This is a genomic window from Pseudomonas sp. A34-9, assembly GCF_029543085.1.
In the GTDB taxonomy this organism is placed as follows: Bacteria; Pseudomonadota; Gammaproteobacteria; order Pseudomonadales; family Pseudomonadaceae; genus Aquipseudomonas.
The window spans coordinates 3,932,221-3,949,192 of record NZ_CP119967.1 but is presented as its reverse complement, the minus strand read 5'-3'; the positions used below and the strand labels follow the sequence as shown (position 1 = coordinate 3,949,192).

Annotated in this window: 16 protein-coding genes and 1 pseudogene; 4 read left to right on the top strand and 13 right to left on the bottom strand. The window is 61.0% G+C overall.

Going from position 1 to position 16,972, the window contains the following annotated elements:
- Window positions 1–60: 60 nt before the first annotated feature.
- The 9 genes and pseudogenes from P3G59_RS17480 to P3G59_RS17440 all read right to left on the bottom strand — a co-directional run bounded on the left by P3G59_RS17480 (window position 61) and on the right by P3G59_RS17440 (window position 8,200).
- A complete protein-coding gene (locus tag P3G59_RS17480; RefSeq protein WP_277758273.1) occupies window positions 61–1,344 on the bottom strand; it encodes an FAD-binding oxidoreductase in 1,284 nt (427 codons plus the stop codon).
- Window positions 1,345–1,385: 41 nt separating this feature from the next.
- Window positions 1,386–1,475, bottom strand: a pseudogene (locus P3G59_RS17475) (DUF4381 domain-containing protein); the annotation flags it as partial.
- A gap of 18 nt (window positions 1,476–1,493) precedes the next feature.
- The gene (locus P3G59_RS17470) at window positions 1,494–2,858 is read right to left on the bottom strand and encodes a glutamine synthetase family protein (RefSeq protein WP_277758272.1); all 1,365 of its coding nucleotides are present in this window, start codon (window positions 2,856–2,858) and stop codon (window positions 1,494–1,496) included.
- Window positions 2,859–3,268: 410 nt separating this feature from the next.
- On the bottom strand, window positions 3,269–4,612 hold the full coding sequence (chrA, locus tag P3G59_RS17465) for a chromate efflux transporter (RefSeq protein WP_277758271.1): 1,344 nt from the start codon (window positions 4,610–4,612) through the stop codon (window positions 3,269–3,271).
- Window positions 4,613–5,032: 420 nt separating this feature from the next.
- Window positions 5,033–5,494 (bottom strand): molybdopterin synthase catalytic subunit MoaE, encoded by a 462-nt coding sequence (gene moaE, locus P3G59_RS17460; protein ID WP_277758270.1) that lies wholly within the window; start codon window positions 5,492–5,494, stop codon window positions 5,033–5,035.
- Between the two features lie 3 nt (window positions 5,495–5,497).
- Window positions 5,498–5,749 carry a MoaD/ThiS family protein gene (locus P3G59_RS17455; RefSeq protein WP_277758269.1) on the bottom strand — a complete coding sequence of 84 codons (252 nt, stop codon included), beginning with the start codon at window positions 5,747–5,749 and terminating at the stop codon, window positions 5,498–5,500.
- A complete protein-coding gene (moaC, locus tag P3G59_RS17450) occupies window positions 5,746–6,231 on the bottom strand; it encodes a cyclic pyranopterin monophosphate synthase MoaC (RefSeq protein WP_277758268.1) in 486 nt (161 codons plus the stop codon). Before moaC ends, P3G59_RS17455 begins: the two co-directional genes overlap by 4 nt.
- The gene (gene fdhD / locus P3G59_RS17445; protein ID WP_277758267.1) at window positions 6,228–7,073 is read right to left on the bottom strand and encodes a formate dehydrogenase accessory sulfurtransferase FdhD; all 846 of its coding nucleotides are present in this window, start codon (window positions 7,071–7,073) and stop codon (window positions 6,228–6,230) included. Before fdhD ends, moaC begins: the two co-directional genes overlap by 4 nt.
- A gap of 227 nt (window positions 7,074–7,300) precedes the next feature.
- Window positions 7,301–8,200 carry a LysR family transcriptional regulator gene (locus tag P3G59_RS17440; RefSeq protein WP_277758266.1) on the bottom strand — a complete coding sequence of 300 codons (900 nt, stop codon included), beginning with the start codon at window positions 8,198–8,200 and terminating at the stop codon, window positions 7,301–7,303.
- Between the two features lie 289 nt (window positions 8,201–8,489).
- On the opposite strand from P3G59_RS17440, the gene moaB reads away from it, so the two are divergent.
- Window positions 8,490–9,029 carry a molybdenum cofactor biosynthesis protein B gene (gene moaB, locus P3G59_RS17435; protein ID WP_277758265.1) on the top strand — a complete coding sequence of 180 codons (540 nt, stop codon included), beginning with the start codon at window positions 8,490–8,492 and terminating at the stop codon, window positions 9,027–9,029.
- Window positions 9,026–10,231: a gephyrin-like molybdotransferase Glp gene (glp, locus tag P3G59_RS17430; RefSeq protein ID WP_277758264.1), complete on the top strand. Its 1,206-nt coding sequence runs from the start codon at window positions 9,026–9,028 to the stop codon at window positions 10,229–10,231. Before moaB ends, glp begins: the two co-directional genes overlap by 4 nt.
- Before the next feature lie 217 nt (window positions 10,232–10,448).
- Here the strand turns inward: glp and P3G59_RS17425 are convergent, their stop codons facing one another.
- The 3 genes from P3G59_RS17425 to P3G59_RS17415 all read right to left on the bottom strand — a co-directional run bounded on the left by P3G59_RS17425 (window position 10,449) and on the right by P3G59_RS17415 (window position 13,695).
- On the bottom strand, window positions 10,449–11,348 hold the full coding sequence (locus P3G59_RS17425; RefSeq protein ID WP_277758263.1) for a bestrophin family protein: 900 nt from the start codon (window positions 11,346–11,348) through the stop codon (window positions 10,449–10,451).
- 35 nt (window positions 11,349–11,383) lie between these two features.
- The gene (gene moaA / locus P3G59_RS17420) at window positions 11,384–12,382 is read right to left on the bottom strand and encodes a GTP 3',8-cyclase MoaA (protein WP_277758262.1); all 999 of its coding nucleotides are present in this window, start codon (window positions 12,380–12,382) and stop codon (window positions 11,384–11,386) included.
- Window positions 12,383–12,843: 461 nt separating this feature from the next.
- On the bottom strand, window positions 12,844–13,695 hold the full coding sequence (locus P3G59_RS17415; RefSeq protein WP_277758261.1) for a CAP domain-containing protein: 852 nt from the start codon (window positions 13,693–13,695) through the stop codon (window positions 12,844–12,846).
- 199 nt (window positions 13,696–13,894) lie between these two features.
- On the opposite strand from P3G59_RS17415, the gene P3G59_RS17410 reads away from it, so the two are divergent.
- Window positions 13,895–14,515: a cell wall hydrolase gene (locus tag P3G59_RS17410; RefSeq protein WP_277758260.1), complete on the top strand. Its 621-nt coding sequence runs from the start codon at window positions 13,895–13,897 to the stop codon at window positions 14,513–14,515.
- On the opposite strand, the gene P3G59_RS17405 is transcribed toward P3G59_RS17410, so the two are convergent.
- The gene (locus P3G59_RS17405) at window positions 14,512–15,399 is read right to left on the bottom strand and encodes a LysR family transcriptional regulator (RefSeq protein ID WP_277758259.1); all 888 of its coding nucleotides are present in this window, start codon (window positions 15,397–15,399) and stop codon (window positions 14,512–14,514) included. The two genes, P3G59_RS17410 and P3G59_RS17405, sit on opposite strands and share 4 nt — an antisense overlap.
- A 103-nt stretch (window positions 15,400–15,502) precedes the next feature.
- Here P3G59_RS17405 and P3G59_RS17400 point away from each other — a divergent pair, with 103 nt between their 5' ends.
- Window positions 15,503–16,915 (top strand): MFS transporter, encoded by a 1,413-nt coding sequence (locus tag P3G59_RS17400; RefSeq protein WP_277758258.1) that lies wholly within the window; start codon window positions 15,503–15,505, stop codon window positions 16,913–16,915.
- The last annotated feature ends 57 nt before the right edge of the window (window positions 16,916–16,972 follow it).

The following is a 16,972-nucleotide window of genomic DNA, read 5'->3' as shown; positions in this document are numbered from 1 at the left end:
TTTTTTAAAACAAGATCAAAAGATCGCAGCCTTCGGCAGCTCCTACACGTGGAGGGTGTGTCAGCGAAGTCGCTCAAGCATCTGGTAGTACCACATCCCGGCAGCCAGCAGCGGGTTACCCAGCAAATCCCCCATCGGCACGCGAATGTGCTGGCACGCGGCAAAGGTATCGAACTGTTCCATTTGCCCGGTGATCGCCCGGCTCATGATTTCGCCCATGATGTGCGTCGTCGCGATGCCGTGCCCCGAGTAGCCCTGGCAATACCAGACGTTGTCCGAAAGCTTGCCCAGTTGCGGGATGCGGTTGATGACGATGCCCATCGCGCAACTCCACTGGTAATCGATCTGCACACCTTTGAGCGCCGGGAAGGTTTGCTCTATGCACGGGCGCAGTTCGGCGGCGATGTCCCGTGAATCCTTGCCGCTGTAGTTGGCACCGCCGCCGAACAACAGGCGGCCATCGGCGGTGAGGCGGTAGTAGTCGAGGACGAAGCGGCAGTCATACACCGCCAAGTCTTCAGGGTTGATCTGTCTGGCCAGATCGCCCAGCGGCGCGGTGGTGACGATACCGCCCATGGCCGGGAAGATCTTGCCCTTGAGCTGACCCGGTTCGAGCTTGTGATAGACGTCGCCGGCGAGCATCACCTGCCTGGCGTCGATCTGGCCGTGAGCCGTGCGCACGCCCGGCGTAGCGCCATGAATGATCTCCAGCACTTCGCTGTTTTCGAAGATCAGTGCGCCCAGGCTTTCCGCCGCCCGCGCCTCACCGATGCACAGGTTGAGCGGGTGCAGATGCATGTTGCGGGTGTTCTTGATCGCGCCGTGGTAGAGGTCGCTTTGCAGCAGGTCGCGCACCTGGCTGCGGTCGAGCAGACTGACTTCATCACCTAATCCGCGCCGTACGGCTTCTTCATAATCCTTGCGCAAGTCAGTCATATGGCTGGGCTTGTACGCGGCGTGCAAGTGGCCGTGTTTTAGGTCGCATTGAATGCCGTACTTCTCGACCCGTTGCTGGATGATTTCATGCCCACGCCAACGCAGGTGCCAGATGAAGTCATCGACCTCATCGCCGAGTGTCGGGCGCATCTGTTTGCGCATTGCGCCGTCGCCGGAAAGGCTGCCGGTGACTTGGCCGCCATTGCGCCCGGTGGCGCCCCAGCCGATCTTGTGGCTTTCGACGATGGCGACTTTCAGGCCTTTTTCCGCGAGTTCGACGGCGGTGGCGACGCCAGTGAAACCGCCGCCGATGATCACCACGTCGACGCTGTGCCGGCCTTGCAGGATCGGGTAGTCGGTGTCCTGGTTGAGGGTGGCGGTGTAATAGGAATTGCAGCGTTCGGTCATGTCAGTGTCCACACAAAATTCGGGAGTCGGAATGCAATCCCCTGTGGGAGCGAGCTTGCTCGCGAAAGCGGCGTGTCAGTCAGCCAAAATGTTGAATGTGACGACGCCTTCGCGAGCAAGCTCGCTCCCACAGGTTCGGTGTCCGATCGTTAAGCCTCGGTGAGATACCAGCGCCAATCCTGCTCACCCACCTCCGCCATGAACTGCCGGTACTCGGCACGTTTCACCGCCAGATACACCCCGAGAAATTCCTGGCCCAAGGCATCCCGTGCCCACACCGAATTCTCCAGCGCCTGCAGCGACGTCAGCCAATCGGTCGGCAGCAATTCCTTGGCCTGCGCATAGCCATTGCCTTCAACCGGCGCCCCCGGATCGAGGTCTTCGCGAATGCCGCGATGGATACCGGCAAGGATCGCCGCCGCTGCCAGATACGGGTTGGCGTCGGCGCCGCAAATGCGGTGTTCGATGTGCCGGGTGTTGGCCGGGCCGCCCGGTACGCGCAGGCTCACGGTGCGGTTGTCGACACCCCAGGTCGGCGCCAGCGGCGCATAGCTGTTGGCCTGAAAGCGCCGGTAGGAGTTGGCGTTCGGGCAGAACAGCAGCAACGAATCGAGCAAGGAGGCGAGCATGCCGCCAATCGCCGTGCGCAGCAGGGGTGTGCCGGCCGGGTTTTCGGAAGCGAACAGATTGCGTCCCGCGCCATCCGCCAGACTGACGTGCATGTGCATGCCGGTGCCGGCCAGGTTATCGAATGGCTTGGCCATGAACGTCGCCTGCATACCGTGCTTGTGCGCCACGGCTTTGACCAGACGTTTGTAGCGCACCGCCTGATCCATCGCCTCCAGCGCATCACCGTGTTCAAGGGTGATTTCGACCTGGCCCGGCGCGTATTCGGAGATCGCCGTGCGCGCCGGAATGCCGTGCAATTTACAGGCGCTGTAAAGGTCGGCGAGGAACGGTTCAATCTGTTCCAGCTCGCGCAAACCGTAAACCTGCGTGTGTCGCGGTCGACCACCGTCAGCGTCCAGTGCCGGTTGCGGTCGGCCGTTGTGATCGCGTTTGGCGTCGAGCAGGTAGAACTCCAGTTCGCAGGCCATCACCGGGTAATAACCCTCGGCTTTGAGGCCGTCGATGACCTTGATCAGCAAGTGACGGGGGTCGGCGATGCTCGCCGGCATGCCCTCGGTCGGGTGCATGCTGACCTGCACGGCGGCGGTCGGAATCTGGCGCCATGGCAGGCGCACCAGGCTGCCTTCCAGTGGATAGGCGCGGCAGTCGATGTCACCGACGTCCCAGACCAGACCGGAGTTTTCGACGTCTTCACCTTGCACGGTCAAACCCAGGATGGTGCTCGGCAGCGGCCGACCGCTTGCATACACGGCGAGCAATTCTTCGCGGTGCAACAGCTTGCCGCGCGGCACGCCGTTGGCGTCGAGGATAAACAGCTCGATCATGTCGATATCGGGGTTCTGTTCAAGGAACAGGCGTGCGTCTTCGATGGCTGCGAATTTCATAATCAATCACTCACGATGGCGCCGCACAGGCGCGCAGATTCGGGCCGGACACGACGCGACAACAGGCGTGGCTGTCCTGGCAGGGATATCAAGGGGTAGGCGACTGTCGCGGCTTTTTTAACGGGCGCGATCAGACAGGCAGAGCGATATCCGGCGGGCGTGCGGAGTGACGCAGCTTGGAACGGCGCAGGGCCATGGGGAGATTGACGATACGGTTCATACGCCGCCCCTGTGGGAGAGGGCGCGCAGGGCAGAGACGTTCAACGATTCTGGTTGTTGTAGTGACGTACTCATAACGCGTGTTTCCGTTGGCGGAAAACGTCGGTGGCGGGGGATGCCCGCCGACCGGTGTGCCCGGATAGTAAGGGGGAATTCGCGGGCGTGTAAACGGGAGATTCGCCGGCCACGTGTCAGCGCATCAGCTCAAAGCCCAGCCCGGCGAGGGCGCAAACGATCAACACACTGATCACACCGCGCTTGAACACGAACAAGGCCAATGCCGCCGCAACGGCCAGCGCCACTGAAAAAACATCCATCGCGCCGTTAAAGCCATTCGGCCAGAACACGTGGTAAGCGAAGAAACACGCCAGATTCACAATCACCCCGACCACGGCGGCGGTGATTGCCGTCAGCGGTGCGGTGAACTTCAGTTCGTTGTGCGTCGACTCCACCAATGGCCCGCCGGCCAGAATGAACAGAAACGAGGGCAGGAAGGTGAACCAGGTCACCAGCGTTGCCGCAAGCGCCCCGGCAGCAAATGCATGCTCGGGACCGAAGGCCGGTTGCACGTAGGCGCCGACGAAACCGACGAACGCCACCACCATGATCAGCGGGCCCGGCGTGGTTTCACCGAGCGCGAGGCCGTCGATCATCTGCGTCGGCGTCAGCCAGCCGTAATGCCCGACGGCGCCCTGATAAACGTAAGGCAATACCGCGTAGGCGCCGCCAAAGGTGAGCAGGGCGGCTTTGGTGAAGAACCAGGCCATTTGCGTGAACGTGCCGTCCCAGCCAAATAGCGCCGTCAACAACGCCATGGGCAAACACCAGAGTGCCGCACCGACCGCTAGCAGACGCAGCAACTTCGCCAGGCTGAAGCGGGCATGTTCGGGGGCGGGCGTATCGTCGTCGATCAACGCCGGGCCGAAGGATTTATCACTATGGCGTGCACCGCCGCTGCTGAACCGCTGCGGCGCGAATTGTCCGCCCAGATAGCCAATGAGCGCTGCCCCGAGGACGATCAAGGGAAAGGGCACATTGAGGGCGAAAATCGCCACGAACGAGGCGCCGGCAATCGCCCACAGCCACGCGTTTTTCAACGCGCGCGAGCCGATGCGATGCGCGGCATGCAGCACAATCGCGGTGATCGCCGGTTTGATGCCGTAAAACACCCCGGCCACCGCCGGCACGTCCCCGAAAACGATGTACACCCAGGACAAGGCGATCAGAATGAACAGCGACGGCAGGACAAACAGCGCTCCGGCGATGACTCCGCCCCAGGTGCGATGCAACAGCCAGCCGATGTAAGTCGCCAGTTGCTGAGCCTCGGGGCCGGGCAGCAACATGCAGTAGTTGAGCGCGTGCAGAAAACGCTTTTCGGAAATCCAGCGCCGACGCTCGACCAGTTCCTGATGCATGATCGCGATCTGCCCGGCCGGCCCGCCGAAACCGATGCAGCCGAGTTTCAGCCAGAAGCGCCAGGCCTGGCGCAGGGTGACGGGATTGGGGCGGGGCAGGTTTTTCGGCGCTGTGCTCAAGCGTGACTCCGGAGTTGAATCCTGGCGGAGTCGCTATCTAATCAGACTTTGAACCCTCACCCCAGCCCTCTCCCAGAGGGAGAGGGGGCCGACCGAGGTGTCTGGCGTTATCCATCGACCTGAAAGATCGGGTCGATTATGGATTTGGTTTTCAGCCAGACGCCTGAGGGAGAGGGGGGGCCGACCGAGGTGTCTGGCGTTATCCATCGACCTGAAAGATCGGGTCGAATATGGATGTGGTTTTCAGCCAAACGCCTGGGGGAGAGGGGCCGAACAAGGTGTCTGGCGTTATCCCTGACCGGAAAGATCCCATCGATTATGGATTCACTACAACTCCTTCACGTCGGCGTATTTCTGCAATATCCCCCAATCAGTCCCCTCTCCCTTTGGGAGAGGGCTAGGGTGAGGGGCTTTTGCTTTTCAGGCGTGCGCCAGGCTCCAGCGCAAAGCGGCATTCTGGTCGCTGTCGCGGGCCTCGACCCAATGCGAACCTCGCGCCGTGGTCTCACGCTTCCAGAACGGCGCACGGGTCTTGAGCACGTCCATGATGAACGCGCAGGCCTCGAACGCCATGTGCCGATGTTTACTGCTGACCCCGACAAACACGATCGGCTCACTCACCGACAACGCACCGACCCGATGCACAATCTCCACGCCCAACAGCGGCCAGCGCTCGCGAGCTTCTTCGGCAATCTGTTCGAGGGCTTTTTCGGTCATGCCCGGATAGTGCTCAAGAAACAGTTCATTCACGCGCTGGCCAATGTTCAGATCACGCACATAACCAATGAAATTCACCACCGCGCCCACCCGTGGATTGCGCGCGTGCAGATCGGCAGTCAACTGGCCGACATCGAAGCTTTTGTACTGGACTCGAATAGCCATCGATCAACCCCCGGTGACGGGCGGAAAAAAGGCGATTTCATCGAAATCTTCAATCGCCTGATTCGGCTGACACAGCTCCTGATTCACCGCGCACATCAGGTTGCCGGCGCCGAGCACTTCGCGCCACAACTCGCCGCGCGCCATGAGCATTTGCCGTACATCTTCAACGCAGCTCAAAGCCTCAGTCAGCGGGATTTTTTCACCGCCCAGATTGAGCCGATCACGGTAGCTGGCGAAGTAGTTGATCAGGATCATTGCGTGTCCTCCCATTGAAAGTGGCCCGAGCGACCGCCCTGTTTGCTGAGCAGGCGGATGTCGCCGATGACCATCGCCCGGTCCACGGCTTTGCACATGTCGTAAATGGTCAACGCGGCGACGCTGGCGGCGGTCAGCGCTTCGAGTTCGACACCGGTCTGGCCGGTGAGGCGGCAGGTGCTGGTGATCTGCACGCGATCCGGTTCGCAAACCTTGAGTTCGAGGTGAATCGAACTGAGCAACAGCGCATGGCACAGCGGAATGAGTTCGTGAGTGCGCTTGGCCGCTTGTATCCCGGCAATCCGCGCCACGGCGAAGACATCACCTTTGGGGTGACCGTTGGCCTGAATCATTTGCAAGGTTTGCGGGCGCATCTGCACCCAGGCTTGCGCGCTGGCTTCGCGACGGGTCGCCGCTTTGTCGCTGACGTCGACCATGTTGGCGCGGCCCTGATCGTCGAGGTGGGTGAGGGTGTGGCTCATGCGCAAAACTCCTGGATCGGGCTGTAAATTCGCGGGGCGTTGCGGTGCGGCACGTGGATCAGGTTGAGCCGGTGCTTGAGCGCCCAACGCACGGTCAGTGCGGTAGGCGCTGACAGACTGACGAGGGTGCGCAGGCGGGCGCGCACGGCTTTGTGGATCAGTTCGAGGCTGCATCGGCTGGTGACGACTACAAAGCCTTCAGCGGCATCGATGGCGTCGAATTGCATCGCACCGATCAACTTGTCCAGAGCGTTGTGGCGGCCGATGTCTTCGCGGCACAACAGCGCTTCACCGTCGCCGTTGAAATACAGCGCGGCGTGCAGGGCACCGCTGCTGCGCGCCAGTTGCTGGACCTCTTCGATACGTTGACGGATGCCGTCGAAATGCGCTGCCGGTGGCAATGGTGACGGTTGCAGGATCTGCAGTTGCGGCAGCGCCTGCTCCAGCGCTTCGACGCCGCAGATGCCGCAACCGCTGGTGCCGGTCATTTGCCGACGATGATCCTTCAAGGCCCAGAACGCCCGGCTGGAAATCTGCACATCGGCCTGACAGGCCTGGTCGAAATGCGTGAGGCGGATGTCGTAAATCTCCTCGACGCTGTCGATGATCGCGTTGCTCAGGCTGAAGCCACGGATGAAGTCTTCGAGGTTGCCGGGCGAGACCATCATCACCGCCTGGCTTACACCGTTGTAGGTGATGGCCAGGGCGATTTCCGAGGCCAGGGCGACTTGGGAGAGGGGGGCGTTCGGCAGGTATTCGCGAAATGCCACTTGCGCCGGTTGCGGTGCCGGGGCGTTGGGTTCGGTGGTGGATTCTGTGAGGGTTTCGACGTGGCAGAGCATCTGAAAAGTCCCGAAGCGCTGAAGAGTGTTCAGGCTACGGGGGCGTTAAAAGTGCGTCCAATCGCTTGTTCCGATGTGGTGATTGCTTTGGTCGATCAACACCTTTAGATCCAAGATATTTGCTGTCTGGTCTGGCGTCTTCGCGAGCAAGCTCGCTCCCACAGGGGAATGCATTTCAACTGTGGGAGCGAGCTTGCTCGCGAAGGCGGCCTGACAGACAACATCATTTACTCGGCAGAAACCTCAACCCCAAACAACCTCCGCGCCTCGGCAAAACACTTCTCGGCAATCGCCGAGCGCGGTTCGGTCTTGCGCATCACCAGGCCCAGCGGCGCGAGCACACTGGCATCCGGCAACTGCATGAACGACAGGTGCTCGATCGGCTCTTCCAGGCCACTGTCCAGCGGCATGATCGCGCAGCAGAAACCTTGGTGAATCGCCTGCAACAGCTGATAGGTCGAATCGCTTTCCATGATCGGCTGCGGGCTGAGCCCACGGCTGCGGAAGCTAAGGTCGATGGATTTACGGTAATGCATACCGGCGGTGATCATCCCCAGCGGCAATTCGGCGGCGTCTTCCCAGCTCATCTCCGAGCCTTCGAAATGGAAATGCCGGTTGTCGTAGAGCAGGCCGACACGGGTTTCACCAATCTCGAAAAACTCGAAATAGCTCGGGTTGACGTGATCGAGGTAACACACGCCCAGATCGAGCTGATTGTTGCCCAGCCCGGCAATGATCTCGTCGGAACTCAGCGACGACAGGCTGAATTTCAACTCCGGATACGTCCCCGACAGACCCTGAATGTAATTGACCGGGTTGAAGCTACTGAGCGGCACCAGACCCAAACGCAAACTACCGACCAGTTGCCCCCGACACGCCGCCGCTTCGGCGAACAAACCGTCATGAGCGGCGAGCAAAGTGCGTGCCCAGGCCAGCACGCGCTCGCCGGCCTGGGTGAAACCTTCAAAGCGCTGGCCACGGTTGACCAGCACCAGATCCAGCTCGTCCTCCAGATTGCGCAGGCGCATCGACAACGTCGGCTGGGTGATGTGGCAGCGTGCGGCGGCCTGGCCGAAGTGGCGGGTTTCGTCCAGCGCGATCAGGAACTTGAGTTGTTTGATGTCCACGATGGCACCTGCTCGATGGGGATTTTTTGATTGAGTATTGACGCGGATGCGCGAGACGCACGAAAAGCGCAGGGTGCGACGATCTCATCTGAACGGATATACGTCCAATCGGAAGTGTTTAAGGGACTATCGATCAGCTCTATCAGGCCCGGTTTTACTGGCCTTGAACGACGTCAAAGGCACCGATAGAGCAGGTCGATAATGTGGTTGGCCAGAGTGATTAGACAGTACTCATAAGTGGCACTTAGGCTGCTCGGCAATATTGATTGACTGCTGCCGGAGAACTGCCATGAGCGTGAAAGCGGATGCCCTGTTTGTCCCCCTGAATATTGCCGTGCTGACGGTCAGCGATACTCGCGATTACGCCAGCGATACGTCGGGCCAATTGCTGGTCAGTCGTTTGCTGGAAGCCGGCCACACGTTGAGCGAGCGCAACTTGCTCAAGGACGATCTGTACAAGATCCGCGCTCAGGTAGCGAACTGGATCGCCGACGAAGGCATTCAGGTGGTGCTGATCACAGGCGGCACTGGTTTCACCGGTCGCGACAGTACGCCGGAAGCGGTGGCGTGCTTGTTTGATAAGCAGATCGACGGGTTTGGTGAACTGTTCCGGGCGATTTCGATTTTGGACATCGGTACGTCCACCGTGCAAAGCCGTGCGCTGGCCGGGCTGTCGAACGGCACGCTGGTGTGCTGCCTGCCGGGTTCGACCGGCGCTTGCCGCACCGCCTGGGAAGGCATTCTTGCCGAGCAGCTGGACAACCGTCATCGCCCGTGCAACTTCGTCCCGCACCTGAAAGCCGTGCAAGCCTGCGGACCACGCGGATGAGCAAGGCCGCGTTGATGCCGGTCGAGGACGCCCTCGACCAATTGCTCGGCATGGCCAATGAGCAATGCCTGGCCGACAGCGAACTGCTGGCGCTCGACGATGCGCGTGGGCGGGTGCTGGCCAGTGATCTGGTGGCGACACTCGACTTGCCGCCATGGCCGAACAGCGCCATGGACGGTTACGCGCTCAATCTCGCCGATCGGCACCGACAGCCGCTGAAGGTCTCGCAAAAGGTTTACGCGGGGCTGGCGCCGGACACGTTGCTGCCCGGCACCTGTGCACGGATTTTTACCGGCGCACCGCTGCCACCCGGCGCCACTTGTGTCGAGATGCAGGAGAACGTCGAAGTGCTGGAGGACGGCCGCGTGCGCTTCTTGCAGCCGCTGAAGGCGGGGCAGAACATCCGCGCGCAAGGTCAGGAAAATCGCGTCGGCGACATCCTGCTGCGGGCCGGCAAACGTCTTGGGCCGTTCGAACTGGCAGTCGCCGCCGGGCAAGGGCTGGCGCAACTGCACGTGGTGCGTCGCCCGCGTGTGGCGCTGCTGTCGACCGGTGATGAACTGGTCGAACCGGGTCAGCCGTTGCGCCCCGGCAGCATCTACAACAGCAACCGCGTATTGCTCGGCCACTGGTTGCGTGAGCTGGGCTGCGAGGTGATCGACGCCGGGATCCTCCCGGATCGCCCGGCTCAGACGCGGCTTAAACTCGAGCAACTGCAAGTGAGCGCTGATCTGATTCTGACCACGGGCGGCGTGTCTGCCGGTGATGCCGATTGTCTCGGTCAGGTGCTGCGCGACAGCGGCAAACCGCTGTTGTGGAAACTGGCGATCAAGCCTGGCAAACCGCTGACCGTGGGCCATTTCGGCACGGTGCCGGTGATTGGTCTGCCGGGTAATCCGACCTCGGCCCTGGTGACGTTTGGCTTGTTGGCGCGGCCGTATCTGCTGCGCATACAAGGTGTCGAAGACGTCATGCCGCTGAGTTTTACGGTCAATGCAGGTTTCGACTGGCACAAGGCTGGCGGCCGCCGTGAATACCTGCGGGTGAGGCTGGAGGCGGGGCGTGCGGTGCTCTATCCGAACCAGAGCTCCGGCGTCCTGCTCGGCGCGACCTGGGCCGATGGCCTGGTGGAAATCCGGGAAAACACTACCCACAGCCTCGGTGATCCCCTGCGCTTTATTCCCTTCAGCGAACTGTTCTGACCTCACCACCAATCAAACCGTGGGAGCGCTCATCAATACTCGGCTGTGAATGCAAAACCTGTAGGAGCGAGCCTGCTCGCGATGACGGAGGGTCAGTCGACGAAGATGTGGACTGTACCGGCGCCATCGCGAGCAGGCTCACTCCTACATTTGATTTGTGGTGATGCTTGATATTGAGTATGTACACAGAACCTGTGGGAGCTTGGAGAGCCAAGGCTCAACTCAGCACATAGTCCACCGGCATCAGCATCGGCGGCAGGTCGGTCACGCCCAGTTCGCTGAGGATGTCGCGCTCGATGGTGCGCACCAGCGAGTCGGTTGCCAGGTCATTTTCATCGCGGCCAAACGGGTCTTCCAGTTCATCGGCAATCGCATCCAGACCAAAGAACGTGTAGCTGACAATCGCCGTGAACAGCGGCGTCAGCCAGCCCAGCGGTTCGGCCATGGCGAACGGCAGCAGGAGGCAGAACAGGTAGATCGTGCGGTGCAGCAGCAGGGTGTAGGGGAAGGGCAGCGGGGTGTTCTTGATCCGTTCGCATACCGCTTGTGACTGGGTCAGGCTGGTCAGGTGGTTAGCCAGCAGCATGTAGCGCCACTCGCTCAACTCGCCATTTTGATGCAGGTCGGAGCACTGCTGGCCGACCTGCTGCAGAATCCGCCCACTGTAGTCCGGGACCTGCGCATCGTGTTTCGGCGTGATCCAGGCACTGCTGGCCGCCGCTTCGCTTTCCCGGCGCAACCGCGCGTTCAGCGCATGGGCAAAGCCGCACAGGTTGAGCAGCAACGGCTTGCGCTCCGCAGACTCACGAATCACATGGGTTTCGCGAATCACCGAGCGAATATGCACGATCACCTCGCCCCACGCCTTGCGCGCTTCGTACCAGCGGTCATAACAGGCGTTGTTGCGAAAATTCATGAAGATCGACAGCGACAAACCCAGCAACGTAAACGGCGTGGCATTGACCTTGGTGAAGTTGCTCGGATGGAGGATTTCCACCAGCACGATGGCTGAGGCGAGCAGGGTGACCATCAACGTGCGCAGGGCAATGCGCTTGGCGATCGAACCCTTGAGGGTGAAGAGAATGGCGAACTGGTTGACCTTGGGTCTGATGATCATGCTGTGCGGTTCCGATAACCCTTGATAGGGGCGGTCTAGCCGCCGGTCATGTTCATGAAACGTACGACCTGAACATCGTCGTTGACTTCGAAATTGTGCCGATAGGGCTTGAGTTTCATCGCCTCGATGATGGCTTTCTCAAGCCTCTGCGGTTGCCCCGGATGCGCACGCAGCACCGCTTTCAGATCCACCGAATGCTCGTTACCCAGACACAGTAGCAGGCGCCCTTCAACGGTGAGCCGTACGCGGTTGCAGGTGCCACAAAAGTTGTGACTGTGCGGCGAGATAAACCCCAGACGAATGTCCGGCGCTTCGGCCAGTCGCCAGTAACGCGACGGACCTTGAGTCGATTCCGCCGAGTCGATTAGGGTGTAGCGTTCGGCAATCTTTTCGCGCACCTGGGCGCTGGAGAAAAACGACTCGGCACGACTGTGTTCGCTGATAATCCCCAACGGCATCTCTTCGATGAAGGAGATGTCGAGCTGGCGGTCGATCGCGAAGCTGACCAGATCGTTGATCTCCTGATCATTGCGGCCCTGCATCACCACGACATTGAGTTTAGTGCGGGTAAAACCGGCCTTGCGCGCGGCATCGATGCCGTTGATCACCTGCGCCAGATCGCCGGTGCGGGTCATCTGTTTGAAGCGCTGCGCATCGAGGCTGTCGAGGCTGATGTTCAGGCGTTTGACCCCGGCGTCGAACAGCGGCGCGGCGAGTTTGCCCAATTGCGAACCATTGGTGGTCATGCACAGCTCGCGCAGGCCGGGCAGGGCGGCGATCTGCTCGCACAACTTGACCACGCCCGGACGGATCAGCGGCTCGCCGCCGGTGAGGCGAATCTTGCGTGTCCCGAGCGCCACAAAGCGCTGCGCCAGTTGATAGATCTCTTCCAGCGTGAGGATTTTTTGCCTTGGCAGAAACTGCATGTCTTCGGCCATGCAATAGACGCAGCGGAAGTCGCAGCGGTCGGTCACCGACATGCGCAGATAGTCGACGCGGCGGTTGTAACCATCGATCAAGACACGCTCTGACATGACAGCCTCGCAGGAATGAAAACCCCGGTTGAAGGGATTCGGTCAGCGCAGGTTATGGCTAACTTTCAGTACCGTCCAATCACTGTTAATGAACAGCTGATTGATGCCGTCGATGATGAATTGTTTTTCGCCGAAAGTTGCCTTGTTAGTTTCGCAACACCCCGTAAATAAAGGGTTTTTAGCCGTGATAGATGCTTTCGATAAGGCGGTCATTAATAGCGATTAGACAATGTTTTGTAACAGCCTCACTCCTACATGGATTTGTGCTGGTCAGAGAATGTGTAAACACTGCCGAACCCTGTAGGAGTGAACCTGCTCTAGAAGGCGTCAGGTCAGACAACGTTGATGTTGAATGTACTGGCCTCATCGCGAGCAGGCTCACTCCTACAGGGATTTGTGCAAGTCAGAGAATGTGTAAACACCGCCGAACCCTGTGGGAGGGTGATGAACTTGAGAGCGGTTTACTGCGCGCCGAACATCGCGGTCCAGTAGATCCCCGCGCTGCTTTTCGGGTCGGTGGCGTAGGCGGCGCCGAGTTCCTGGTATTGCGGGTTCATCAGGTTGGCGCAGTGGCCGGGGCTGGCGAGCCAGCCTTCGACGACTTTGTGCACGGTGTCTTGCCCGGCGGCGATGTTTTCGCCGACCTGTTGCCCGCTGTAACCGGCGAGTTCAGCGCGATCGCCCGGGGTGCGGCCGTCGCGGTCCTTGTGGTCGAAGTAATTGTTGTTGGCCATGTCGCGGCTGTGATCCTGGGCGATCGTGCCCAGCGCCGCGTTCCAGGCCAGCGGTGCGGCAGCGGCAAAAGCCTGACCACCACACTGACGTGCCTGACTGCGAGCGACGTTCAGTTCACTCAGCAATTTCTGTCCTTCACTTTGCGCATCGCCCAATTTGGCCGACAGCAGCGGCCGCGCCAGCACGATGCGCCAGTCGCGGTCGTCGCGGCTGACACCGACGTCGACAAACTGCGGATCGAGCACCACCTGACAGAAACTCTCCTGAATCGCCTGCATCGCCGACGCTGCATCACGCGGGCCGTTGAGCGTGATCGCCTGCACATTGACCATCGGATAACTGGCGCTGGCCATGGCTTGCTGCAGGTCGACCGCACCGCTGGCGCGTAATCTCAGCCGTGGATCCGCCGACAGCGGTGGCAGTTCATTCGATGCCTGCGAACCGCAACGCTGTGGTTGGCTGCGGTAGCTGTTGATCGATTCGATCAATTGCGACTCATCGCCGGCCAGCGCCGGGATGGCAAACACAACGCCCACGGACAACGCGGCAAGACGCAAAACGGATGGCATGAAGCGCATGGAAATCTCCCTTGAGCTGAATGCGCCTATGATGCGCGAAACGCCCCCGGTGAGTGCAATGTCTTTTTTCTTCATCCAGCCGTTTTTCTGCGCAACTTTGCCTCTGGATTTGCCGTCTACACTCTCCGAAGGCCCCGGAAACCGGGTGTCTCCCCGACGTAACACCTTGCCCGCATCGGGCGCTGCCGGAAGAACAGACATGGGATTGAAAGGCTGGGCGGGTTGTCTCTTATTCACCCTGTTGGCAGGCTCAGCCTGGGCCACCGAACAGGCCCCGATCAAAGCGCAGGCTGAAGAGAAAGCCCAAGTGCTGGAGGAGAAAGCGGCAGACAAGGTGAGCGCTGCACCGGCGCCGAAATCCGAAGCCATTACCCCGACTGAAGCGCAAGCGGTCGACCCGGCCGGCGCTGCGCCGCTGGACGATCCGATCACCTGCCTTGCGCGCAGTATCTATTGGGAAGCCAAGGGCAGGGACACCCCGGAAATGGAAGCCGTGGCCAGTGTGGTCATGAATCGCCTGGGCCACGAAGGGTTTCCCGACACGGTGTGCGCTGTCGTCAAACAAGGTTCGGAAACCAAGAGTTGCCAGTTTTCCTGGTGGTGCGATGGCAAGCCGGATCAGGTCAAGGAAGACGCCGAATACGCGCTGGCCAAGCAAATCGCCGGCAAAGCGCTGAACCGCCAACTCAAGGATCGCACCAACGGCGCCCTGTATTTCCATGACCGCAACGTGCATCCGAGCTGGGCCAAGGAGTACCGCAAGACTGCCGAAACCGGGAAATTCCTCTTCTACAAACCGGCCGGTGGCGACGCGCGTTAAGCGCAGACCTGCCGGACACACTCGCGCAACCAGCGATGCGCCGGGTCAGCGTCCATGCGCGGGTGCCAGAGCATCGACACGCTGATGTCCGGCATTACGAAGGGCAGGGCGAAACTGTGCAGGCCCGTGCGCAGTTTGCTGGTATGGCGCTGCGGGACCGTGGCGATCAGGTCTGATTCACGCACCAGCGTCAGCGCCGCCGAGAACCCACCGAATGAGGTAACGATGTCCCGCGTCAGTCCGCACGCGAGTAACGCTTCGTCGACCGGGCCGCTGCTGCGCCCGCGTCTTGAGATAAGAATGTGCTGGCCGCCGGCAAAGCGCTTGCCAGTGATTTTCCCCGCGCTCAACGGATGTCCCTCACGCACTACACCGATCCATTGATCCTGAAACAGGATGCGGCTGTGCAGCGTCGGGTCGGTGCTGTCGTCGACCACGCCGGTTTCCAGATCGACACGACCTTCGCGCAGCGGCGTGCTGTCCTTGTCGGCTTTCTGCACAAAACGCAGGCGCACGCCGGGTGCTTCTTCGGCGATGCGCGCGAGCAGGGTGGCGGCAAAGGTTTCGACAAAGCCGTCGGTGTTGCGCAGGGTGAAGGTGCGTTGCAACCGGCGCGGGTCGAGCACTTCGGCGGGGCGCAAAACCGCCTCGGCTTCCTGCACCAGATGACTGACCCGTTCGCGCAATTCCAGTGCGCGGGGCGTCGGCACCAGACCTCGCCCCGCGCGCACCAGCAACGGATCGCCCGTGGTTTCGCGCAGACGGGCGAGGGCGCGGCTCATGGCCGATGGGCTCAGCCCCAGACATTTGGCGGCGCGGGCGACGCTGCCTTCGCGCAGCAAGACGTCGAGGGTGATCAGCAGGTTCAGGTCCGGCGTAGTCATGACATGGCGTCCCATGCAGGTATCGAGTGCAAAGCATGCGTCTTGCGCCGGGTGTTGTCGAGGCTCAGGCTATGCCAGATCACCTTTGCGCTGCGAGCCTCCCATGCCCCGAGAACCCTTGAGCACTCCCGCCCGCTGGGCACTGACCAGTCTGGCCCTGTCGATGTTGATGCCGTCGCTGGACACCAGCATTGCTAATGCAGGCTTGCCGATTCTGGCGACGGCGTTCGAGGCGACGTTTCAACAGGTGCAATGGATCGTGCTCGCTTACTTGCTGGCGATCACCACATTGATTGTCAGCGTGGGGCGTCTGGGCGATGGTTTCGGTCGGCGGCGATTGCTGTTGATCGGGATCGGCATTTTCACCAGCGCTTCGCTGGCCTGCGCGCTGGCACCGGGACTGGCTTGGCTGATTGGCGCTCGGGCGGTGCAAGGCGTTGGCGCAGCGATCATGTTCGCCTTGACGGTGGCACTGGTGGCCGATGCAGTGCCGAAGGCGCGGGCGGGCAGTGCGATGGGGTTGCTGGCGACGATGTCAGCCACCGGCACCACCCTCGGACCGTCGCTGGGTGGGCTGTTGATGGCGCATGTCGGCTGGCAGGCGATTTTCCTGCTCAACGTGCCGTTGGGGTTGCTCAATGCCTGGCTGGTGTATCGCTTTCTGCCGGCGGATCGGGCAGCGGGACCGCGTGTGGCCTTCGATTACTCTGGCAGCGCGGCGCTGGTGTTCACGCTGGCGGCCTATGCGCTGGCAATGACACTTGAAGGTTTCATGTTGCCGTTACTGCTGGCCAGCCTGGGCGGCGCGGGGTTGTTCTTCCTGATCGAGAAGAAGGCCAAGGCGCCGCTGATTCGTTTGTCACTGTTCGCTGAGCGGCGCTTGAGCAGCAGCCTGGCGCTGACCTTGCTGGTGACAACGGTGATGATGACCACGCTGGTGGTGGGACCGTTTTACCTGAGTCGTGGGTTGGGTCTAAGCAGTGCCGTGGTCGGCCTGGCGTTATCGGTTGGGCCGTTGTTATCTGCGTTTGGCGGTGTGCCGGCGGGACGTCTGGTGGATCGCTTCGGTGCGCGGCGGATCGTGCCGGGGGCATTGTTCGCCATGGCCTGCGGTTGTGGTTTGTTGGCACTGTTGCCGATGAGTCTGGGGCTACTTGGGTATTTGTTGCCGATCACCGTGGTCGCCATCAGTTATGCGTTGTTTCAGGCGGCCAACAATACCGGATTGATGGCCGGTGTTCGTCAGGATCAACGCGGCGTGGTCTCGGCGATGCTCGGACTGGCGCGCAACCTCGGCTTGATTACTGGTGCGGCGGTGATGGGGGCGGTGTTCGCGCTGGCGGCGGGGGATCCGACGCAGGCGCCGGCAATGGCCATAGCCCGCGGATTGCACATCACTTTTGGCGTCGCCTCAGCATTGATGTTGATAGCCCTGATCATCAGCCGAGCGCAATTCAACTGTAGGCCTTCGCCTGCTCGCGAAGAGGCCGGCACAGCCAATATCTCCAGAGACTGACACACCGCTTTCGCGAGCAAGCTCGCTCCCACAGGGATCGGGTTGATCAGTAAATCT